We start from the raw sequence: 22,354 nt of genomic DNA on the forward strand, positions 1-22,354 counted from the left end.
TTCCTTTTTCATTATAATCTACTTCTGAGTGGTATACGTTTTCTTCAGACACTCCTTTAGTATTTGCTTAAAGAAATATATCAATGAAATCTTAACAAACATTGAATTCAATTCTTAAGATTTTCTTACATTTTGGGGTGTGCGTATTTATTCTATCATGCTTATATGATTGTTAGAGTAAAAAACTTATACACAAAGATGTGGAGGTATGTTGATCCTTTGGCAAAATAAAACATCGAACCAAAAGTAAGACGCATGATAAAATGACGAGGAGGAGTGATATGATGAGGAAAAATGGCAAACTATTATTCTTTCTGTTCTTATTTTGTAGTCTTCCCATTCTAGCAAGTTTAGATCCTATTACGTATGACTCTTCCTATCATGCTAAATATGAGTCTCCCGAAGGAATTCAATTCCTTAGCTATTCAGAAACATGGAATGAACAACAATTAGAGGACCTTTATCAAGAATTACTCAAAAACAAACATGGTGATGAAATAAATCTATTACAGGAGATTCGTGTAATGGGTGGAGAGTCAACCTCACATCCAAACATCACTGGAATCTATCAACCTTTACTAAATAGCATAACCCTTTATAAGGGTAATCAATATACAGAAGCAAGTGACTACCGTGATACACTGTCACATGAATATGGACATCATTTTGCTTATCATTACTTCCCTTCCCATCATTTTCCCTTTTCTAAATGGGCAGAATTACGTGGGTTAGATGATATGCCTGTACGCTGGAATTCTTTCTTCAATTACTCAATATCTGATCACAAATGGCATCCTCAAGAGATCTTTGCTGAGGATTATGTGCTTTTATATGGTGCAACTAATGAGGTTACTCCACATGATGTTACCTCAAATGAGGCTTTTTATATGCGTACCCAGCATGAAAACCAAGAACTACAAAATGTACTCGGAAATGAAAAACTACATGCCTTTTTAGAACATGAAACAGGAGTGAAAATTGATGAAGAGCGAAAACTTCACACTCCAAAACTTGATAGAGTAACAGACGAAGGCCTTACTTTCTCAATATCTAAGAAAAAAGATGTGGCATATCGGTTAAATCTATCAAACTATGAAGATGAAAACATGGAGCTTTTTGAAATTACGGACGATGCTAGTGGTTCCATCACGTTTTTACTTGATGACGTAGAATTGAGTGAAATATCATTGATTTCAGTAGACGTTGTAGACTTAAATACGTCAATTGGCTATGTAACAGATGAATTCCGATTTAAATTGGAGGAATAGAATAGAAAATTACCAGTGTTTCATTATATAATAAGCTTATGAAGTATTTTCCATTATGACTAGTTGTGCTAGCATAAAGGAAAGCATACCATCTAATAAGGTTCACAACCTTTACTTATAAGCGTAAGCCACTGGCACATGCCTCGGATAAAAATCTGTGCGTAAAAATGCCAAGGCGTATTTGATTGAAAGGCGGTAATGGCGATTCCGACACCGAGTATGGAAGATTATTTAGAAAAAATTTATTTATCGATTCAGCAAAAAGGCTACGCACGAAGCGTAGATATTGCTTCTTCATTAAATGTCTTACCTTCGTCTGTTACAAAAATGATGCAGAAATTGGACGAGGAAGGCTTTGGAATTTATGAAAAATATAGAGGCTTTGTCCTTACTGATAAAGGAACAAATGTAGCAAAAAAGCTTGTAGAGAAGCATGAAATGCTAGAGGACTTCTTAAAAATGATCGGAGTTCACGATAAGAACATTTATGAGGAAGTGGAAAAGCTCGAGCATTATATAAGCAAAGAGACTGCTCTTTGTTTGTCCAACCTTCTCGACTTTTTCGAAGACAACCCTTCCGTTAAAAAAGAGTATTTACAATTTCGAAACTCAAAAATGTAGGAACAAAAGCGCAAGCGCCTTGATAAAGGAACGTCCACTAAAGGCTTCCACGTCCTGTGGCAAACGTGGACATCAGCACATCATGTGCAAGTCCGACAAGCATAAGACGAGACGGCGAGAAGGTTGCTCTTTGACCTTCTTGACGGATTGGCTTATGACCTCGAGGTGCTAGGCGCTGAAGCTAGATAAACTAATTTGCAATTTATTCACAAGGTTGAAATTAAAAATTTGATAACAATGTGAAAAAACCTCAGATCTGAATCTGAGGTTTATTTTATCTTTATATTCACTACTTCATCTAAATAAGTTGTGGAAGTATACCCTTGTATCGTGAGAGCGCCAGGATTTTCATCTCCATGCATTTCAAATACATATTTCGTTTGATAATAACGTGGGCTTTCTTTGGCATCCAAATGCTCAAAAAAATTATATTCCTCCCTGTTAAATGTTTTTCCATCCCTGTCCATCAATACTGCATCGCTATTCATCATTCCAGCTGTAATAGGATTCATATTTTGATCAACTAAATCAACAAAAAGCTGTTCGAACTTTCGATCCTCAGACATTTCAATTGCTATTTCGATTTTACTTGGCCCCCCTGTTTCTACTTTATCAATTGAAATTTCACTACCAAGGTATTCAAAGGTTTGAGGAAAATCCTTTTTATTGTCAATTTGGAATGTGAAATTATCTTGAACCGAATAATCAATGGAACTTAAATGAATATCGATTTCATTGGGCTTCGTAAAGTAGAGTGAGTCGAACCGTAAATGATACGAAAACTCATCCATTGACCCATTGGGATTCGGATACATTCCCATCCAGGAATCAGCCTTTGCAACGGTTTCATCTGTTTCTATTTTCTCTATATTGATATTATTAATGCTCTTTTGATGATTTACATCGCCATCAAACATATATTGTAGAACAGTTGATGTTGGTGAAAGAATGAGTTTCTCAAACATCATTGTCGCGCCGTCAACGACTACATCTTCGTTCAATTCAACCTCAATCGAAGGTTGTTTTACAACAGGAATTTCAAAGCTCCAATCTCCTCGAATCGTTTCCGTTTCACTTTCAGGAGAAAACCAGGTTGGAATGGCAAGACTTTCCGTTACCTTTTCTACCTTCATGATTTTAAGCTTAATTGTTCCACTTTCTTTTGAGATGGGATGAAGTCCTAATTTTCCTTGATAAACGCCCTCTTCGTTTACATTTTCATATGAAGGAAAATGGTACATTGGATAGTAATTCAGATTAATGATTTCAGATTCATTCTCTACCATGACACCATCGGCAAAATTAATCGCATAGGATTCGTTATCCTCTAGACTTTCCAGTTCATAGTACAATAGCGTCTGATTGTCATCCGCTATTGCAGCTTTTATCGTTATTTTTACACCATTGTTTTCTTGAACGAGGTTTAGTGGTTCGCTAATTCCACTTTTATAAAACGCTAGTAGTTCTTCGTCCTCCTGTCCACGCCAATCAAGCCAGGTATAATAGGCATAAGAAAAACTATTTGTGACATACCCAAGAATAAGTATAAGTGTTATGCCGATGACTGTTACCACACTAGCTGTTTTACGCTTCTTTTTCTTCAACTGCTTTTGCTCATCAATTGCCTGCAGGTTAGCTATGATGCTATCAAGTAAGTCAACAGGTACTTTAATAGCTTCTGATTCATTGATAACTCGATAGATTGTCTCCTGGAATGCGCTAAGTGCAAGTTGACAGCTTTGACAACCATGTAAATGAATCTCAAGCTCTATCTTTTTCTCCCTCTGTAGAGTGCGATTTAAGTAATCCAGAAAATTCTCCTGGTAGTGACCTTCTTCCATTCCACTAATTTGCTGGATTCCTTTATGTAGTCGATCCTTAACCTCTTTAACAGATATCTGAAGGATGTTTGCAGACTCATCATGAGATAAACCAACGACATATGTTAAAATAATGGGCTCTTTATAGCTCGCGTCAAGTCGTTCCAAAGAGGATGTGGGCATTTCAGCCTTTTCTACACTCTTAGCACGACATTCCTGTAAAAATAGAGAATACACCCATGTGTCAAAAGACGTATTCTTTTTTTGTTGTCGAATCTCAGTTAGAATCCTATTCATCACACGATGAAAAATGTCCTGAATTTCAGGTGGGTTTTTTACATAATTCCAGCAAAGTTTATAAAAAAGGTGTTTCCTATTCTCAATCCAGTCAATCATGACATTGAGATCTTTTTCTCTTCTCATCTTATAGAAAACTGGATCTGTATCAAGTTCTATCAAACTGTATGTCTCCCCTTTAATTGCCTAAAACTTAAATAGTCTTTTCACAATATTCAACATAAAAATTGTGAATCCTTCTTTTAGGGCAAGAAAAAGGACTAAATCCATGCCAGATTTAGTCCCAGACTGTTGACAAACGCTCGCATACTGCGTTGCTTGCCTCTCTCGTCCGCTCATGAAGGTAACTTCTATTCGCGTCTTCGATCGACTGCGCGCCTTGTCTGACAACCGTTTTCAAGACAGTCTGGGGAAAGTAATTTCTTTTTAGATATACTGTGAAAAATCGTGTAGACAAAGTCAGTACTGACTTTGTCTACACTCTGTGACTAAACCATATCAGATTTAGTCCTTGTTAATCTTATTCTTCTTTTAAATCTTTTGTCTCTACATCATGTGGTTTTATTTTTCCCCAATCCTTTGTTCGTACGTCATACTCCTCTGCAATCTCGGTTTGATAACTAGGTCTGAGTTGCTGTTTCGTTTGTGTATGTGTTTGTGTTTGATTCTCTTCGTTAGGAAACACCTTCTTTTTCATATATGCATGAAAGAGTATTTCACTTAAGGTAATCGCACCAGCTGCAGCAAGTGATGCTGTAATCAGAGAAGAGTTATTTTCCATCAACATGAAACTCAAAGCCCAAATAGAGAAGAAGGCTAGCCCGAAATCTGCAATAGTTGCTACCACATTCCCTGCTCTTGGTAAGGTATATAAGTCACCCACTACATATGCAAGACCTGTAACAAGTACGCTCATTAAGAGGAGCTCCCAAATCGAGGTGTCACGAAATATCCCAAACAGTGACAGAATCACAATGGTTACTACGATAAATTTGATTCCTAGAGCTTTTGCATGCTTCATTGTAAAAATCACCTTCTATTTTCTTATTTCCTATAGCTTTTGAAGATAACCTAAAGAATATAGAAGGTAATATTTGGACAAAAAAAGCTCCACGACTGGGAGCTACATCACTTGTTTCTCTAACTGACTATGAAATAGATTGTGGTAATAGCCATTTTGTTCAAGGAGGGAGTGATGATCTCCTTTCTCAACAATCTGACCTGCATTCAACACAATAATTTGATCTGCTTTTTCAATTGTATTTAAGCGGTGAGCTATAATGAAGCTTGTTTTCCCCTTCATAAGACGTTGCAAGGCCTCTTGAATTTTCATTTCAGTTACCGTATCAATGCTACTTGTTGCTTCATCTAGTATCAATATTGACGGATTTGCAAGGATTGCTCGTGAGATGGAAAGTAGTTGTTTTTGACCCTGACTAATCCCGCTGCCATCCTGTTTTAAAATGGTTTGGTATTGATTCGGAAGCTTCATGATAAATGAATGGGCATTTGCTGATTTTGCTGCTTCAATCACCTCTTCATCTGTTGCATCCAATCTACCGTATCGAATATTATCCATAATCGATGCTTGAAATAGGTATGTGTCCTGCAAAACATATCCCATATGTTGACGAAGTGTTTCTCTCGTCATCGTCTTACTATCGATCCCATCAATTAAAATAGACCCTGAATCTGGATCATAGAATCTTGACAATAAATTGATGATCGTTGTTTTACCAGCACCCGTTGGACCAACAAATGCAACAGACTGCCCTGCTTTTACATCGAATGTAACATCATTAAGGGTATTCCCTTCTTTTTCATAGGAAAAGGAAACATTCCTAAAGGAAACATCCCCATATATACTGTTCAACTGTTCTGCATGTGTTTCATCCTTTGCTTCAACCTCTTCATCCAGAATATCAAATACTCTTTCTGCACCAGCGATAGCAGATAACAAGGTATTGAACTGGTTTGCCAGGTCATTTAATGGCCGAGTGAATTGTCTAGAGTACTCCGCAAAAATAACGATTGTACCAATTGTAATATGACCATTTAGGGCTAACACCCCACCAACGCCTGCAATGATGGCAAAGCTAAGATTGTTTAATACGTTCATTAGCTTTGGAATGAATCCAGAATACGCTTGTGCAAAATATCCTGCTTTCTTTAGCTTTGTACTTTTTTCTAAGAACTCTTCAATCACGGTATCTTCCTGTGAGAAAGTCTTTACAATTCGTTGACCTGAAATGGTTTCTTCAATATAACCATTTAGCTCACCTAGATGTTTTTGTTGCTCTTTAAATAGTTTACCTGTTCGCTTTGTAATCCATTTAAGCCCCAAAAACATGATGGGAATAATGATCATTGTAATCAATGTTAAAAGTGGACTAAGCCAAAGCATAATCGTGACTGTACCGACCAAAGTAAGTATGCTAGAGAAAATTTGAATGACAGAAGTATTCAACGTGGAGCTGACATTTTCAATATCGTTTGTGATTCGACTCATTAATTCACCATGCTGTCGCTTATCGAAAAAATGAATCGGCAATCGATGAAGCTGGTCAAAAAGCTCCGTTCTCATCGAAAATACGGTATTTTGTGCGATTCCTACCATCCAATAGTTTTGATACCAAAGTGATAAGGAATGAAGAATGTAAACAGCTGCTAGTACCACTAAAAGAAGTACAATCCCATGGTTATCCTTGGTCACTATGAAGTTGTCAATCCCCCTACCTAATAGGAATGGACCAAGTAATCCAAGGGCTGAACTAACAAGTACCATAGCAAGCACTGCATACAATAACTTGCTATTCACAGCTAGATAGGACCAAATTCGTTTAACAGTTCCCACTCTGTCTTTTGTTAGTTGAGGTTTTTTACCATCATTTCGTTTTGATTCATTAGTTCGCATTGACATGACGGTGTGCCTCCTCTCCAAACTGTGTCTCATAAACCTTTTTGTAAAATGAAGAGGACTTCACTAGTTCTTCATGACTGCCAGTAGCAAGTAATTTTCCATCTTCTACAAGTAAAATTGTATCTGTTGCCATTGCCGTATAAATTTTAGATGTAATTATTAACGTTGTGCACGTATATGTTTTGAGTTCTGCCAATAGCTTGGCCTCTGTTTTTAAATCCAAAGCACTTGTACTGTCATCAAGTAACAGAATTCTCGGATTACGAACAAGTGCTCTTGCAATGGAGATTCGTTGTTTTTGACCACCTGATAAATTGACACCCTTTTGACCAATGACCGTGTCGTATTGTAGTGGAAGCTCTTCAATCGTTTCGTGAATTTGTGCCATCTTTGCTGCTTCCATTATTTCTTCCATTGTTGCATCTTGTTTACCCCAACGAATATTGTCTTTAATTGTTCCAGTAAATAATAGTGCCTCCTGTGGCACATAGCCAATTTGCTTACGTAATTCGTCAAGCTTCCTTTCCTTGACGTCAATCTTGTCAATCATGACACGACCATTATTCACGTCATAAAGTCGAGGGATTAATTGAAAAATGGAGGTTTTCCCAGAGCCTGTCGCACCTAAAATGGCAACCGTTTCTCCAGGATTTATCGAAAACGAAATATCCTGTAACACCTTCGTTTTGGTTCCTGGATACTGAAAATCCACATGTTCAAACAATATGCTTCCAATTCCTTGCGGAAGACTTTTCACATTTGTTTTTGATTCAATTAGGTCTACTTCCGTATCTAACACATCCACCACTCGCTCGGATGATGCCTTTGCGCGAGAAAAATGCATAATGATCCAAGAAAACACACCTAATGCTCCAGTTATCCTTGTAGCATAATTGATAACAGCTACTACTTCTCCGACCCCAGCATTGCCTGAATTGACATCCATACTTCCAAACCAAAGAATCGCCATAATACTAGCATTCATAAGTAACAAAAGGACTGGCATGGTTAGCTCAATGAGACGGAGTGATTTGACCGTGCGTTCCTTCAGTTCTTCATTTGCATGGAAGAATCGCTTTGTTTCATGTTTCCAACGTACAAATGCCTTAATTAACCTCATACCTGAAAGATTTTCACGCATGACCCCATTCACATTATCCAATTTCTTTTGTACAGATTGGAAAAGCTTCCTCGCTCTTGTCATCACAAAAATGAGAAACCATACTAAAAACGGAGTTGTTACGAGTAACATGAGGGCAAGTTTCACATTAACCAGCAATGCCATTGCTATACCAAAAATGATTAGTAAAGGTGCACGCATTGCGATTCGGAGACTCATAAAAACAGTGTTTTGTAACTGAGTAACATCATTTGTCATTCTTGTAATTAATGAAGCTGTATCAAACTTTTGAAGATTAGAAAAGGAGAAGGCTTGAATCTTTCCAAATAACTCTTTTCTTATATCGTAAGCAAAACCTTGACTTGTATGGGAAGAAAAGAATGAATTCGTGATTCCTGCTATAAAGGCAAGTAATGATATTCCAACCATAATTCCTCCCCACTTCATAACAACAGAGAGGTCGTTCTGTAAAATACCATCATCGATGATTTTTGCTATTAGTAGTGGTTGCGAAAGTTCAACTGCAAGCTCGACAAGTGTCAATAGAATTGCAACTGTAATCGCTATTCGATAGGGTTTTAAAAACGTAAACATTCGTAACATAATGGCCTCCAAATTATCTCAAAAACATGTCATCATTTTCTGAATATTACTATCATACAATAAACATCGTCTAAATACATTATATTATGAAACTTTTCAAAGGGTTTCTTTTCCATATTTATCGTAAAGAAAGAAGCACAAGAGTGATTTTCATCATTTCTCTTGTGCTTCGTTTATTATTTCCTATTTATTTTCAGCAAAACTGTGCCATTTATGCAAAAGCTCCTTCTCCCGCTCTTTTGATAATCCAGCACGTGTCACTTCGCCACCCTTTTCATTTAAATTCCATTTGATTGTTGCTTCAATGGTCTCTTTCAGTGGTCGAACAGTAAGACCATTTTCGATTGCTTTAGAATTGTTGATCTGGAGCATTCCTTTCATTTCGTTTTCTCCTGGTACTGATGGCAGCCAAAAAGGGATCTCTACCCACATACCAACCTCATTTTTTAATAAGAAGTCTTCTTCGACAGAATGAACTTGAGTCTCTTTACTCGAGAAGTTCTTACACTCGTCAAGAAATTCACCGAATGTATAAGGAGCCGATGGTCCGACCGCATTATATGTACCTGTGCTTTTATTTTCGATTAAGTGTAGAGTCCAACTTGCTAAATCTCTGACATCAATCCATTGGATTGGCTGATTAGGACAATTAGGTACGAGAATGTCTCCTCCATCATAAAAACGCATTGGCCAATATGTAAAACGGTCAGTCGGATCATCTGGCCCAACGATAAGACCTGGACGAATAGTAAGCTGTTGTTCTGGCATTTGTTCCTTTACGACTTCTTCACAAAGGGCCTTTAATGGGCCGTACGTTTCTCCTGTTACCTCTTCTACTGAATGATCTTGTAACGTACTGACAGGATCCGTCTCTGAAATCCCAGCATGACTGTAATCTTCATAAACGGATATAGTGGAAATGAATGTATAGTGTTTTACATGATTTTTTAATTTCTCAACAGATTTTTGAACGATTCTTGGAACATATCCTGACGGATCGATTACGGCATCCCAAGTTCTCCCCTCAAGGCCCTTCAAATCGCTGTCCCGGTCTCCAATAATGGTTTCTATTTCCGGAAATAAGGTAGGATTGCTCTTCCCGCGATTAAATAGTGTAACTTCATGTCCACGCTTCAAAGCCTCTAAAACCAAATGCTTACCTAAAAATTTGGTGCCACCAAGAATTAATAATTTCAAAGAAAACCCTCCCTATGCTAATTTTTATCTGCTATCTACTTACTAGAAAACCATAGTCACTTCTCTTTTTCCATCAATATATGATGTGTAAGTAAAAAAAACACCAAAAGCAATGCTTTTGATGTCAGAGTGTAGACAAAGTCAGTACTGACTTTGTCTACACGATTTTTCACAGTACTTCTAAAAATAAATTACTTTCCCCAGACTGTCTTGAAAACACTTGTCAGACAAGGCGCGCAGTCGATCGAAGACGCGAATAGAAGTTGCCTTCATGAGCGGACGAGAGAGGCAAGCAACGCTGTATGCGAGCGTTTGTCAACAGTCTGGCACCAAAAGCAATTGCTTTTGATGTGATATATTTATTGTTTCTGAAGTGTATGTGTATATAATCGCTGGCTGGCAAAGTAACTAATCGCAATCGCAATGATGACGGATGCGAGCATGTAGATAATTAAATCATGCATGCCATCTGCGACATGAATTTGTCTTGTAATGAGCATTCCCATGATACTTGCCCCAAAGGTAGTGCCAATGTTTCTGGCAAAGAAGTGCAGACTTGTCGATAATCCCTTCTGGTGCGCCGCGGCCATTTCCTGTGAGCCAATTGTGCCAATGGTTACGACTAGACCGAATGCAAACCCTTGAATCGTTAAGATACCGAATAGATACCAAAAGCTTGATTCCTTATTAATAAATAATGCAAGAATGGCTGCAAGCAGTAAAAGTCCGTTTCCTAAGAAGATCGTATTCCGATACCCATACTTTAAGATAAGAGTACCAGCGGGAACAGCTGCAAACAACCAGGCAATACTCATACCGAATAAAACAAGACCACTTACTGTTATTGAATATCCCTGTACTTCCTGCATAAACAGAGGTACATAATTTTGGAATGCAAACGTACTTAAAAATAGTAAAACACCGTTTATATTTAGCCAAGATATATTTTTATTGTTTAATAGTTCAATTGGGATAAATCGTTTATCCGATTTTTTCTCAGTATAAATGAATAAAAATAAAAACAGTATGCCAAGTACATTATAAATTACTAGATTGTCAGTCGTAATTGTATTCATGAGGAAGGCTAGCATGCTTCCTGTGAAAAGGAATGCACTCACATAATTAAGAGAACTTTTATCCTTTGTTATATGTTCCTCATATGGAATCAGTAATAGAAGAACAAGGATACCAATTGGAATATTAATAAAGAAAATCCAGCGCCATGACATTGTTTCAACGAAAAATCCTCCGACGAGTGGTGCAATGACTGCCGCAATTCCCCACATGGCAGAGAAAAAGCCTTGTATCTTTCCTCGCTTTTCAATTGAATAAAGATCTCCTGCAATGATCATTGTTAGTGGTGTTACGCCACCAGCACCTAACCCTTGGATTGCACGATATACAATTAATTCAAGCATCGAGTCTGCAAGACCACATAGCAATGATCCAATCGTAAACAGAATCATCGATATGATGAATATCTTTTTTCTGCCATAAATATCAGCAAGCTTCCCGAATATTGGTAACGAAACAGTAGAGAATAAAACATAGATCGAGAACATCCAGCCATAATATTTATACCCACCCAATGCGTCAGCTATATTAGGTGCAGTTGTCTGAAGAATGGTTGTATCCATCGCACTAATAAGCATGGCAAGAACAATACTTACTAAAACAAATGATTTAGATTTTGATTTCATTTTTCGTCTTTCCCCTTACCGTATAGAATCATTTCATTATACTACAGATATTTGCAATAAGAAGAAGTAATTTATACTAAAAAATGAGGTTTACTAACGAAAATGAGGTTCATTCATGATACGTATTACAGCAGTTACAAAACAAGATAAGCTCCGTACAGACATCTCTATAAAAGAAATAACGAACACAGAGTGGAAATGGTGTTGGATTGATTTTAACCGTCCTACTGAGAGTGAGATTGACGAACTATCACAAACCCTTCATTTTCATCCATTGGCAATCGAGGATTGCATTCATGTCTTACAACGGCCCAAATTAGATTTTTATGAGACTAATACATTCTTTGTCTCACACAGTCTCGATCAGGAATCGTTGGAAAAAGAAGAAATCAATATGTTTTTGAGTGATACATACATCGTTACCTTTCATCTCAAAGAGTCACAAGAAGTAAATGATGTCTGGAACCGGTTAGTATATAGTGACGCAATTAACAAATGGGACCCCTCCCTTGTGTTATACCATCTTATTGACAAGCTGGTTGATAACTACTTCCCAATTGTCTATAAACTTGAGGATACATTAAATGAAATCGAAAATAATTCAAATGAAAAGTCAATGGAAGAACTGTTGGATGAATTATTCGACACTCGCCATAATTTGCTGACACTTCGACATACAGTAACACCAATGAGAGATCTTGTGTACCGAATTATCAATTCACACCGGCTTGATATTCTCCAGCACCGGATTGAATATTTCCATGATATCCATGATCATCTTTTACGGCTAACAGAAAAGATTGATGCTAGTAGAGAATTAACGGCTGATATACGGGATAGCTATCTTTCTTTAAATTCTCATCAAACAAACAAGGTTATGCGTATTTTAACGGTTATTACGACAATCTTTATGCCTCTTACCTTCATAGCGGGTATTTATGGAATGAATTTTGCACATATGCCGGAGCTCACCTATCGATATGGGTATTTTGTTATTCAAGGAATTATGATAGTAATTGGCATTGGGATGTTTGTGTGGTTTAAACGGAAAGGCTGGTTTCGGTGAAGGAAACGTAGAGAAAACGTACTTCTATCGGCATTACATGATTTTAATCAACGTTATTTGCTTTCTATCGGCGATAATTGAAATCTATCGGCGTTAGCAACATATTTTCGAAAAAATGTTGTAAGCATTCTGAAAAAACTATTAATTACTCCCTCATTTCGTTTATAATGGATATTGTTAGAGTTACGAAATACTTTTTATAACAAACATGAGGGGGTAATGATCTTGACAAAAGTAAAAGAAAAGTTGTTAACACGTGCCGATGTACCTGTTGAACAAACATGGAAACTTGAGGACTTGTTTCCATCAGTACAAGCATGGGAAGAAGAATTAGCAGCAGTAGAAGCAGCTGTATCTACTGTAACAGCATATAAAGGCAATTTAGCAAATGGAGCAAAAACACTAGTAGATTGCCTTCTTGCGAAAGAAGCACTTCAAAAACGAATGGTTTTAGTTGGTACATATGCAAGTCTACGTTTCTCTGAGGACGCCACAAACCCAGAGAATCAAGGAAATGCAGCACGCATTTCGTCTATTTTTTCATCAATCAACGCTGCTCTATCCTTTATCGAATCTGAAATTCTAACTTTGCCAGAGGGTACAGTTGAGCAATACATAAAGGAAGAAAAAGAATTAGAAGAATTCCAAAATAATCTGCAACTGATTATTGAAAGAAAACCACATACTCTATCACCAGAAACGGAAGAAGCGTTAGCGGCACTTGGTGAAGTACATGATGCACCATATATGGTTTACCAACGTAGTAAAGCATCAGATATGACATTTTCTTCGTTTAAGGATGAAGAAGGTAACGAACTTCCTCTTTCCTTTGCATTATTTGAAGATCGCTATGAACTTTCAGAAAGTGCAACGGTTAGACGTAACGCATATGAAGCTTTTTCAAATGGCTTAAAGCAATATCAAAATACATTTGCAGCTGCGTATGGCACAGAAGTGAAAAAGCAAGTTGCGTTATCAAAACTACGTAACTATGAATCTGTGACACATATGCTGTTGCATCCGCAGCAAGTTACATTGGATATGTACAATAATCAATTAGATATTATTCAATCCGAGCTTGCACCACATATGCGTAAATTCGCAAAGTTAAAACAACGCGTTCTTGGCTTAGATACATTGCGTTTTTGTGATTTAAAAGCACCGCTTGATCCAGATTTCAATCCAAAAACAACTTATGAGGAAGCATCAGAAACAATTCTTGAAGCATTAAAGGTTATGGGGCCAGAATATAATGCCATCATGGAGAAAGGTCTAACCGAACGTTGGGTTGATCTTCCTGCAAACGTTGGAAAATCAACAGGTGCATTCTGTTCAAGTCCATACGGATCACATCCGTACATTTTACTTACATGGACTGATACAATGCGCGGAGCATTTATTCTAGCTCACGAACTTGGACATGCAGGTCATTTTTACTTAGCAAATGGACATCAACGAGTTGGAAATACACGTCCTTCCACTTACTTTATTGAAGCGCCATCTACCATTAACGAGCTTCTTCTAGCTGAACATCTTTTATCGAAAACAGATGATAAGCAAATGAAGCGCTGGGTAATCCTTCAGCTATTAGGAACGTATTATCATAACTTTGTCACCCATTTACTTGAAGGTGAGTATCAACGACGAGTTTATGCGTTAGCAGAACAAGGTAAGCCAATTACAGCTCCTGGTTTAAGCTCAATTAAACGTGATGTGCTAACATCCTTCTGGGGAGATACAGTTGAAATCGATGATGCTGCAAGCTTAACATGGATGCGTCAACCTCATTATTATATGGGTCTATATCCATACACGTATTCTGCTGGTTTGACTGCTTCTACTGCTGTTGCACAGTTAATTAAAGAAGAAGGTCAACCTGTTGTTGATCGTTGGTTAGAAGTGTTAAAAGCTGGTGGCACAATGAAACCACTTGAATTAATGAAATATGCGGGTGTAGATATGTCAAAACCAGATGCGATTCGCAAGGCTGTTGCCTATGTGGGTGACTTAATTGAGCAATTAGAAGGATTATATGAATAAAATGTAAAGTGCAAGTGCCTTGTTCAGCCCCGACAAGCATAAGACCTCGAGGTGCTTGGCGCTGGAACTGGATGTAGAAAAGCTTACCTTCATTTTCAAAACAATATTTAAAGGCTCAATTCATCTGAATTGAGCCTTTATGTATATCGCTAGTGTCCCCCATTCCTTTTCTTGTTGGGGTGAATAGATGTCATATGTTCCTCTAACCATTTCCTCCATCGTCCATCCTTCACAATCAAACTCTTCGAATGGAATGTCCTTGTACATTGCTTCAAATGTTTTGTAGGTTCGTAGACCAGTAACCTCTACTCTAATTGTTTCGTCCTGTTCCGGAACTTTGATGAACTCAATCAGGTCCCCCACTTTTATTTTTCTTCTTTTTTCTTCATATAGACGAACCTCTACCCTCTTTTTGCCTGATGTAATGGCATTCATGTACTCTCCGTATAATCCCATTTGATGGATCAAACTAAATCACCTCACTATATAAAATAAAACTCGACTTTGATAGTCGAGTAGTCCTTCAATCTTGTTTCGATAGTTCATCCAATTTCTCTTCAATCCGGGATAATTGTTGTTTGCGTTTCCTTGAAGAACGAAACAAACTTATTACTACCATTATAAAAACAATAGGAATCAGCAAAGAAAATAGCTGGAATAGTATATCACCAATATTCAAACTCAAAGAAACCACCCTTTTTTTACTATATTATACCATTTAATTGGTAAACTTAATAAATACTTTGCTGCTTTTCATTCTTTTTCGAATCCACTTCTAACAATATTAGCTATTTCATGTGGCTTATGATTTTCTACATTATATATCCTCTGCAATCATCGATCCCAATAAGGAGAGTTTTTTGCTTTCTAGGAAGGCGAACAATTGATTTGTCAACTCATCAAAGGATTTAGCTTTCTCTTTTGGAAGGGTAATACAGCTCCTTCTATTACTCTATTAGTTTGGTAAGTTTTTACATATACCCATACAATTATAATCCGGCTTACTTTCTTATTTATATATAAAATGCGGCTAATAGTAGGTTTTCGTTCAATTTACATCTATATGATTTCTATTATTTGGTAATAGAACAAGCTGTAATTTACCTGTAATACAACTGTAATACTATCCTATCAATTTTTTTCATAGAAATTAACCATAGAGAGTTACCCAGTACTTAAATTGACTAGGAGGAACTATCACTATGAAAAAAATAATATTTGGACTAGCTATCTTTATAGCATCTCTATTCTTTGCAGATTCCGCATTTGCATATACGGTTAAACAAGGCGATACCATGTCAGAAATTGCTCGTGAGCATGGAATGAGCTTAAGTGAGTTAGCAGAGATGAACCCACAAGTGAACGATTTAAACCTGATTGTTGTCGGGCAAAATATATATACGGATGTAGATGATAATGCACCCAAACTTTTTCAAGGAATGAATATTTCCAAGGTAGAACCTGTAACGCAACAAGTTGTTAAAAAAGAAGAAAAAGTTGTGACTGAGGTAAAAAGTGCTTCAACAACATATAATTTTTCAGCAGAAGAACTTGATTTATTAGCTAGAATCGTACGAGCTGAGGCTCAAACTGAGCCATTTGAAGGTAAAGTAGCTGTTGCTGCAGTTGTATTAAATCGAGTAGAAAGCCCTAAGTTTCCGGATTCAATTAGAGAAGTTATTTACCAGCGTGGTCAATTCCAACCCGTTTCTAATGGTCAAATTAATCGAGCAGCCGATGAAGAATCGATAAAAGCTGTGCGTGCAGCGATTTCGGGTCAAAGAAATATTGTACAAGGTGCTCTATTCTTTTACAATCCTACCATTGCCACAAGTCGTTGGTTAGATACTAGAGCAACCGCTGTTGAAATTGGACGACATGTGTTTAAATATTAAAAGGATAGCCAAAGTAGTGTAAATTTGAAAATAAGATGGAAACCAATTGGTAGCCAATTTATATAAAAGAGCAAATGCCTGAACCAATGCGTTCAGGCATTTTTGATGTTGCAAATTAAGGTTATTGATTCTTCCATATCTTTTATCGAATTTTCATAAATTGCATTCTCTGATTAAACAGAGTCGGATATGACAAGAATCCAAGCATTGTACTGGTCACTGCTGCAGTGGTTAACAGTAAAAAAAGAACGAGCAATTGAAACTGAACGGCTTGTATGGGGCTTGCTCCCGCAATTATTTGTCCACTCATCATTCCAGGCAGCTGTACAAGACCAATTGTTTTTTGACTTTCGATTGTGGGAATCATACTTGCCTTGATGGATGTAATCAGCTGTGTATGTATAGCTTGCTTTGGAGTCCCGCCAAAAGAGAGAATCAGTTCAGTCTGTTCTTGATGTGTGTCAACTTCAGCGGTAAAACGATTCAGAAACAAAATTGAAAGAACCATTGAATTTCCTACCACCATTCCACTTATGGGAATAATGTATTGTGCGGTTGGTGGTATGATGCTAAAACCAAGTAAAATCGTTTGTGTTAACACTTCCATAAAGATCAATGTTATCGCGATCTTCCATGTGATTCCTTCTATTGACTTCCCTTTTTTTCTGGCATTCAGTGTTGCCGCTACAATCATGACAACGACCATGAGAAGTATGTAAATTATGCTCTCCGAATCAAACACAAATTTTAAAATATATCCGACAGCAAACAATTGAATGATGGAACGTACAACAGCAATCGTAGTATCCTTCTCTAATCCAAGTTTAAAGGTTTTGGATAAAAAAATCGGTATCAGGACAAAAACCAATGCAATCACAAGACTAATCGTACTCATCCCATCTCCCCCTTTACAAAATGCTTCACTCTTTCATTTGTAGGAGACGTCAATATAGAACTCTTTCCTGTTTCGATGACTTCGCCTTCCATCAGCACCCAGACATAATGTCCGATATCAATGGCTTGCTGGAGGTTATGTGTAATCCAGATAATGGTTACGTTAAACTTCTGATTGATTTTTACGATGAGTTCTTCAATCTCTGCCTTGGAAACTCGGTCGAGTGCAGACGTAATCTCGTCCAATAATAAAATAGAAGGTTTATTAACCAATGTACGTGCAATCGAAACCTTTTGGCGTTGTCCACCAGATAAATCTCGAACATCCTTCTGTAAATAATCCTGCTCCAAGCCTACATGCTCTACTAAGTCCTTTGCTCTCTCTGCTTCCAACTTCTTACCTTGAAGTGTCAGGGGTAATGCAATATTATGAAGCACACTCCCATTTACCATTGGTGCATTTTGAAGAGCCATTCCCACATTCCTTCTTAAGACAACTGGCTCGAAGTCATTGATGCTTTTGTCATTAATGTAAATATCACCAGATTGGGGTGAGAGTAATCCATTACAAAGCTTGAGCAGTGTCGATTTCCCTGCCCCAGAAGGTCCCACCAAAGACGTGATTGTACCCTCATAAAAAGACCCAGTAATATTCTTTAAAATATGCTTATCATCAGAAGAGTAATTCACATTACTAAAATGTATTGCACGATTTAATGTTTGCATAGCTACCACATCCCTACTTATACCAATGACTTACATATATCATACCAGTTGATATCTGTCATCACAAAACCAGCATAAAGAACTTCATGTCCACAAAAAAATGGGTAGCAACACTGCCACCCAGATCTTCTTAGTTTTCAACTGCACTCAGCTCTTCCACCATATCCTCATGATAAATCCAAGCATTTTGTTCTGGAGTGGTTGCACCAATCCAAACAAAGAGTGGATCAGGTCCATGGGAGCCGTTAAACGTTACCACGAGGTGTTTATAGATTTTTAAATTGCGTTCCTCCTCTTCTCGAAAGAAGGATAGCTGAGGATTGTACAAACGATTACCCTCTGTATATTCGTTTCTGTATTCACTATATTCAGGCAGGTCCTCGGGACGTTTTACTTGGCTAAAGGTGACCACAATGTTCCTGTGTTCAAAAAATAACGAGACATATTCGTAGGATAATCCTGCTGTTCGAATTTCAGGTGTGACTTGTAGTTCTGGGTGTTGATTCGCGAGGTGATAAATGGAGTCAAATACATAGGAAGCACGTTGTCGTGAAATGAAGTTTCTAGAAGTAATGATGCTCGATGTCCCCTTCTCCTTATAAAAACGCTCTAATCCGCGTTTGATTCCTTGTACGATTAATAGTTTTTCAGTCCGACTTAAATAAAACTCATTCCTAATTCCTACCAAGATTCGATCCTCCCTAATACACAAGTTTCCCTTATTATACAAATAGTAGAGTGTCGAAAAGTGTTAGTTTCTGCATAAAAAAACAGATGCTCAAAAAAAGCAGCATCTGTGTAGAAGTTTTGATTGATAAGCGTGAATATAGAGTTGCAAGCTACCAAACTTTTTCTTGTTTTCATTCCCTACTGTTCTTGGATTCTGTTAATCGGTAGAGATATGGTAAGTATAAACCAATTGCCATCCAGTTGAGCCTCCATTTTTCCGTTCATCTTCTCAATTAGCTTTCTCGATAGATAAAGGCCTAACCCACTGGATTCTGTGTTCGTCCGACTTTCGACTTCTGTATAGAAACGCATAAAAACTTTTTCAATCGCAATTTTACTATCACTTTTACTATCATTTTTAACGGTGAAAAGTAGATAGTCTTCTTCATTCCGGTAGCTGATAACCGCTCTGCTTTTGGCATATCGAAGTATGTTTTGGACCAAATTTTGTATAACCCGTGTTAGCATTAAATGATCAGCAATAATTTGTCCCTCATTACTGTGCTCGGGAAATTGTATCTCAATATTCTTTTCCTCAAATTGTTCATAATACGACAAAAAGATTTCTTCAACCATATTGGGAAGAGTAATCGATGTTAAGGACATCTCTTTTTGATTGGTATCAATGCGTGCAAGGTCATAAAAGTGGTCAGTCATTTCCATCAAACGTTTGATACTGTATTCGATTATCCGTAAATAGTGCTCCTTCTTCGTTTCATCTGTAGTTGTATGTAAGAGTTGAACATACCCATTGATGGATGTGAGTGGTGTCCGTAGATCATGGGAGAGTCCAGCAATTGATAACTTTACATTCTCTTCCATCTGTCTAGCTTGACGATTTTTTTCTTCAAAAGCATCCACCATTTGATTCAATTCATCGAGTAAGTTCATTAATGTCTTTTCACGGAAATCTAAAGAAAGCCTACTCCCGTAGCTTGATCGTCTTGGTAAGTCCTTTATTTCAAGTGTTACTTTCTTTAATTCACGCTTCAAGAAGAGAATATAAAGAAAAAGCGCCAATGCTAGTAAGACAAATATCCATCCCCACATCACATTCACGCTCCTTTAACATTAATAATTTTAATCAAATTTAAAGCCTATGCCCCATACAGTTTTAATATAGTTTTGGTCATCCACGTTAATCTTGTTTCGTAAATTACTGATATGCATGTTAATCGTTTTATCACTATCAAAATAGGGTTCATTCCACACACTTTCATAAATATTGGCACGACTGAAGACTTTTTGAGGGTTCTCTATAAAAAGTAGAAGTATAGCGTATTCCCGCCCAGTTAAATGAACTGTTTGTTCATTGACCTTTACTTCTCGAGTTTCAGAATAAATGCTGATATTTTTATAGTGGATTTCTTTCGTATGATTGAATGATGCCTTCATTGAATGTCGTAATTGAATTTGAATGCGTGCAAGTAGTTCCTTCACATCAAAAGGCTTAGTAATGAAATCATCTGCCCCATTTGTCAAAAGATCTACTTTTGTTTCTTGGTCATTTTTTGCTGAAATCACAATTACAGGGATACTTGAATGTTGGCGAATTTCTTTTAAAAAGTCTTCACCCTCCATCCCAGGAAGCATTAGATCTAAGAGGATCACATCTACTTGATTTTGTTGAAAAAGTAGTTTCCCTTCCGTTCCTGAGTATGCACTAAGTGTTTGATACCCATTAAGCTCCAACGTTTCTTTAATAAGTGAATGTATTGCATTATCGTCTTCTATGAGTAAAACCACTGCCATCTCAATCGACCTACTTTATGTCCGTTCTATTAAATAGAAGAATTCCTATTGTCGATGATACCACGATTGTGATGATACTTACCAATATCAACTCAGGAAACATCGCGATATGTGCTGGTTGTGCAAAATCGTAATAGAACAAGAAAGTTTCTGTAAACCAATTCGTGATGAACGTAAAATGTTCAGTTTGCTGGAAGATTCCCGCACCAAATCCGGTACCAATTGTGTATAAAAAACTCCAAATCAATGAAACCCCACTCGTTTTTGTCAGGAAACTAATCATCACAAAAATAGATACATTTGACAAAATTAATAAATATAGCGTACCAAACACTTTTAACGCATATTGACCATAATTGCTAATGGCAGCAACTTCACCAAATCCAAACACAATTGTATATCCCATTATACCTAATGCTGTTAGTACGGCTGTACCAATAAGAGTTAGTAATGCAGCAATTACAAGTTTTGATAAATAATAATGCGTTCGACTACGCCCTAATGACAACGCATTACGAATCGTACCATTTTGAAATTCTTCTCCAATAAAGAAACTGACAAAAGCCATGATGACCAATAAAATGGTTAATCCATTTTTCTCAATCATTAGGATACCTGTTGCTCCATTGATAACTGTATCCTTTGCTTGTACTAAATCTGCACCGTAATTCACAGATACTTTACTATTGATGACTTGATAGATAGGAAGGAAAATTAATATGCCTAGTACGATCCATAGTTTTTTACTTCGAAACAATTTAATTCGTTCAGCTGTTAAAAGATTAAGCATGTGTTGTTCCCCCTGTTAATTGCAAAAAATAATCTTCTAGTTTTTGTCGTGTTGTCCCAATTCGTAAAACATTCACGTTTTCCAAGACTAACGAACGATTGATTGAGGCAACTTCATCTAAGCGTTCATATATATTAATTTCAGTCCCATTGATTACTTCATAATCCTTTATTCCAATGTTATCAAGTACAATGACTGCTTTTTGAACTTCTGTCGTTTCTAATTCAATATACTGGCGAGTTTCTCGTGCGAGCTGCTCTCGAGATAGTTCACTTATTAGTTTTCCATCATGTAAAATTCCGTAATGTGTGGCAAGTTGTGATAGCTCGTCAAGCAAATGACTTGAAAGTAAAACAGTGATTCCCCGTTCTGTCACTAATCGCTGAATAATTTCACGCATTTCAACAATACCTGATGGATCAAGTCCGTTCGTCGGCTCATCAAGTATTAAGAACTCAGGATTTGTGATAAGTGTGATGGCGATAGCTAATCGTTGACGCATCCCTAATGAAAAGTTCTTGACCTTCTTCTTTCCCGTATTGCCAAGATTCATCAAGCGTAGCAAATCATCAATCTCGCGTTCACCCACGCCTCCGTTTGCTGCCTGTACACGCAAATTCTCTCTTGCATTTAATTCTGGATAAAGTGCTGGTGTTTCGATGGATTGTCCCATTTTTCTTCGTGCATGCTGCAATCCTTTCGTCCCAGTTTTTCCGAACAGTTCAATATCCCCTTCATCGATTGTGATTAATCCCATGACCGTCCGCATGAAAGTAGATTTTCCTGCGCCATTCTCTCCGATTAATCCGTAAATCATTCCACGTTTTATTTCAATTGAAACTTTATTAAGGGCTTTATGTTTTCCGTAGATTTTTGATATGTTTGTTGCTTTAAGAATTGTTTCCGACATCAATAT

19 protein-coding genes are annotated in these 22,354 nt (G+C 37.2%); 5 read left to right on the forward strand and 14 right to left on the reverse strand.

All coding sequences use genetic code 11. The features are described from left to right. Positions 1–281: 281 nt before the first annotated feature. Together ACWNMY_RS21655 and mntR are read left to right on the forward strand one after the other, a co-directional pair. On the forward strand, positions 282–1,268 hold the full coding sequence (locus ACWNMY_RS21655) for a hypothetical protein (RefSeq protein WP_449540318.1): 987 nt from the start codon (positions 282–284) through the stop codon (positions 1,266–1,268). 198 nt (positions 1,269–1,466) lie between these two features. Then, a complete protein-coding gene (gene mntR / locus ACWNMY_RS21660; protein ID WP_449540319.1) occupies positions 1,467–1,889 on the forward strand; it encodes a transcriptional regulator MntR in 423 nt (140 codons plus the stop codon). A gap of 269 nt (positions 1,890–2,158) precedes the next feature. Here mntR and ACWNMY_RS21665 read toward each other — a convergent pair whose 3' ends face one another. The 6 genes from ACWNMY_RS21665 to ACWNMY_RS21690 all read right to left on the reverse strand — a co-directional run bounded on the left by ACWNMY_RS21665 (position 2,159) and on the right by ACWNMY_RS21690 (position 11,546). Then, the gene (locus ACWNMY_RS21665; protein ID WP_449540320.1) at positions 2,159–4,168 is read right to left on the reverse strand and encodes a DUF4179 domain-containing protein; all 2,010 of its coding nucleotides are present in this window, start codon (positions 4,166–4,168) and stop codon (positions 2,159–2,161) included. 358 nt (positions 4,169–4,526) lie between these two features. Further along, positions 4,527–5,027 (reverse strand): YndM family protein, encoded by a 501-nt coding sequence (locus ACWNMY_RS21670; protein WP_449540321.1) that lies wholly within the window; start codon positions 5,025–5,027, stop codon positions 4,527–4,529. Between the two features lie 102 nt (positions 5,028–5,129). Then, positions 5,130–6,926 carry an ABC transporter ATP-binding protein gene (locus ACWNMY_RS21675; protein ID WP_449540322.1) on the reverse strand — a complete coding sequence of 599 codons (1,797 nt, stop codon included), beginning with the start codon at positions 6,924–6,926 and terminating at the stop codon, positions 5,130–5,132. Beyond that, positions 6,910–8,649 carry an ABC transporter ATP-binding protein gene (locus ACWNMY_RS21680; RefSeq protein WP_449540323.1) on the reverse strand — a complete coding sequence of 580 codons (1,740 nt, stop codon included), beginning with the start codon at positions 8,647–8,649 and terminating at the stop codon, positions 6,910–6,912. The genes ACWNMY_RS21675 and ACWNMY_RS21680 overlap by 17 nt, the downstream gene beginning before the upstream one ends. A gap of 183 nt (positions 8,650–8,832) precedes the next feature. Then, positions 8,833–9,846, reverse strand: coding sequence for an NAD-dependent epimerase/dehydratase family protein (locus tag ACWNMY_RS21685; RefSeq protein ID WP_449540324.1), 1,014 nt, complete (start codon positions 9,844–9,846; stop codon positions 8,833–8,835). 359 nt (positions 9,847–10,205) lie between these two features. Further along, positions 10,206–11,546 (reverse strand): MFS transporter, encoded by a 1,341-nt coding sequence (locus tag ACWNMY_RS21690; RefSeq protein WP_449540325.1) that lies wholly within the window; start codon positions 11,544–11,546, stop codon positions 10,206–10,208. Between the two features lie 115 nt (positions 11,547–11,661). Here ACWNMY_RS21690 and corA point away from each other — a divergent pair, with 115 nt between their 5' ends. Next, positions 11,662–12,612, forward strand: coding sequence for a magnesium/cobalt transporter CorA (gene corA / locus ACWNMY_RS21695; protein WP_449540326.1), 951 nt, complete (start codon positions 11,662–11,664; stop codon positions 12,610–12,612). Positions 12,613–12,837: 225 nt separating this feature from the next. Further along, entirely contained in the window at positions 12,838–14,652 is a 1,815-nt protein-coding gene (gene pepF / locus ACWNMY_RS21700; RefSeq protein ID WP_449540327.1) for an oligoendopeptidase F, read from the forward strand. 120 nt (positions 14,653–14,772) lie between these two features. Here the strand turns inward: pepF and ACWNMY_RS21705 are convergent, their stop codons facing one another. Further along, a complete protein-coding gene (locus tag ACWNMY_RS21705) occupies positions 14,773–15,120 on the reverse strand; it encodes an ASCH domain-containing protein (RefSeq protein WP_449540328.1) in 348 nt (115 codons plus the stop codon). A gap of 734 nt (positions 15,121–15,854) precedes the next feature. Between ACWNMY_RS21705 and ACWNMY_RS21710 the strand changes: the two genes are divergently transcribed. Continuing rightward, positions 15,855–16,547 (forward strand): cell wall hydrolase, encoded by a 693-nt coding sequence (locus ACWNMY_RS21710; RefSeq protein WP_449540329.1) that lies wholly within the window; start codon positions 15,855–15,857, stop codon positions 16,545–16,547. Positions 16,548–16,689: 142 nt separating this feature from the next. Here the strand turns inward: ACWNMY_RS21710 and ACWNMY_RS21715 are convergent, their stop codons facing one another. From ACWNMY_RS21715 to ACWNMY_RS21745, 7 genes are all read right to left on the reverse strand, one after another. Further along, complete coding sequence (locus ACWNMY_RS21715) at positions 16,690–17,442, reverse strand: ABC transporter permease (protein WP_449540330.1); 753 nt, start codon at positions 17,440–17,442, stop codon at positions 16,690–16,692. After that, positions 17,439–18,167, reverse strand: a complete 729-nt coding sequence (locus ACWNMY_RS21720; protein WP_449540331.1) for an ABC transporter ATP-binding protein — start codon at positions 18,165–18,167, stop codon at positions 17,439–17,441. The genes ACWNMY_RS21715 and ACWNMY_RS21720 overlap by 4 nt, the downstream gene beginning before the upstream one ends. Before the next feature lie 130 nt (positions 18,168–18,297). Further along, the gene (locus ACWNMY_RS21725; protein WP_449540332.1) at positions 18,298–18,855 is read right to left on the reverse strand and encodes a hypothetical protein; all 558 of its coding nucleotides are present in this window, start codon (positions 18,853–18,855) and stop codon (positions 18,298–18,300) included. A 179-nt stretch (positions 18,856–19,034) separates the two neighbouring features. Further along, positions 19,035–19,946, reverse strand: coding sequence for a sensor histidine kinase (locus ACWNMY_RS21730; protein WP_449540333.1), 912 nt, complete (start codon positions 19,944–19,946; stop codon positions 19,035–19,037). A 30-nt stretch (positions 19,947–19,976) separates the two neighbouring features. Next, positions 19,977–20,648: a response regulator transcription factor gene (locus ACWNMY_RS21735; RefSeq protein WP_449540334.1), complete on the reverse strand. Its 672-nt coding sequence runs from the start codon at positions 20,646–20,648 to the stop codon at positions 19,977–19,979. Positions 20,649–20,658: 10 nt separating this feature from the next. Further along, the gene (locus ACWNMY_RS21740; protein WP_449540335.1) at positions 20,659–21,438 is read right to left on the reverse strand and encodes an ABC transporter permease; all 780 of its coding nucleotides are present in this window, start codon (positions 21,436–21,438) and stop codon (positions 20,659–20,661) included. Beyond that, positions 21,431–22,348, reverse strand: a complete 918-nt coding sequence (locus ACWNMY_RS21745; RefSeq protein WP_449540336.1) for an ATP-binding cassette domain-containing protein — start codon at positions 22,346–22,348, stop codon at positions 21,431–21,433. The genes ACWNMY_RS21740 and ACWNMY_RS21745 overlap by 8 nt, the downstream gene beginning before the upstream one ends. Positions 22,349–22,354: the final 6 nt, after the last annotated feature.

Source organism: Ferdinandcohnia sp. Marseille-Q9671, assembly GCF_976954385.1.

Coding starts and splice junctions, on each gene's coding strand:
- ACWNMY_RS21720 (WP_449540331.1), bottom strand. CDS start 18,167: ATGCAAACATTAAATCGTGCAATACATTTTAGTAATGTGAATTACTCT.
- ACWNMY_RS21675 (WP_449540322.1), bottom strand. CDS start 6,926: ATGTCAATGCGAACTAATGAATCAAAACGAAATGATGGTAAAAAACCT.
- mntR (WP_449540319.1), top strand. CDS start 1,467: ATGGCGATTCCGACACCGAGTATGGAAGATTATTTAGAAAAAATTTAT.
- corA (WP_449540326.1), top strand. CDS start 11,662: ATGATACGTATTACAGCAGTTACAAAACAAGATAAGCTCCGTACAGAC.
- ACWNMY_RS21670 (WP_449540321.1), bottom strand. CDS start 5,027: ATGAAGCATGCAAAAGCTCTAGGAATCAAATTTATCGTAGTAACCATT.
- ACWNMY_RS21740 (WP_449540335.1), bottom strand. CDS start 21,438: ATGCTTAATCTTTTAACAGCTGAACGAATTAAATTGTTTCGAAGTAAA.
- ACWNMY_RS21710 (WP_449540329.1), top strand. CDS start 15,855: ATGAAAAAAATAATATTTGGACTAGCTATCTTTATAGCATCTCTATTC.
- ACWNMY_RS21745 (WP_449540336.1), bottom strand. CDS start 22,348: ATGTCGGAAACAATTCTTAAAGCAACAAACATATCAAAAATCTACGGA.
- ACWNMY_RS21735 (WP_449540334.1), bottom strand. CDS start 20,648: ATGGCAGTGGTTTTACTCATAGAAGACGATAATGCAATACATTCACTT.
- ACWNMY_RS21730 (WP_449540333.1), bottom strand. CDS start 19,946: ATGTGGGGATGGATATTTGTCTTACTAGCATTGGCGCTTTTTCTTTAT.
- ACWNMY_RS21680 (WP_449540323.1), bottom strand. CDS start 8,649: ATGTTACGAATGTTTACGTTTTTAAAACCCTATCGAATAGCGATTACA.
- ACWNMY_RS21690 (WP_449540325.1), bottom strand. CDS start 11,546: ATGAAATCAAAATCTAAATCATTTGTTTTAGTAAGTATTGTTCTTGCC.
- ACWNMY_RS21715 (WP_449540330.1), bottom strand. CDS start 17,442: ATGAGTACGATTAGTCTTGTGATTGCATTGGTTTTTGTCCTGATACCG.
- ACWNMY_RS21655 (WP_449540318.1), top strand. CDS start 282: ATGATGAGGAAAAATGGCAAACTATTATTCTTTCTGTTCTTATTTTGT.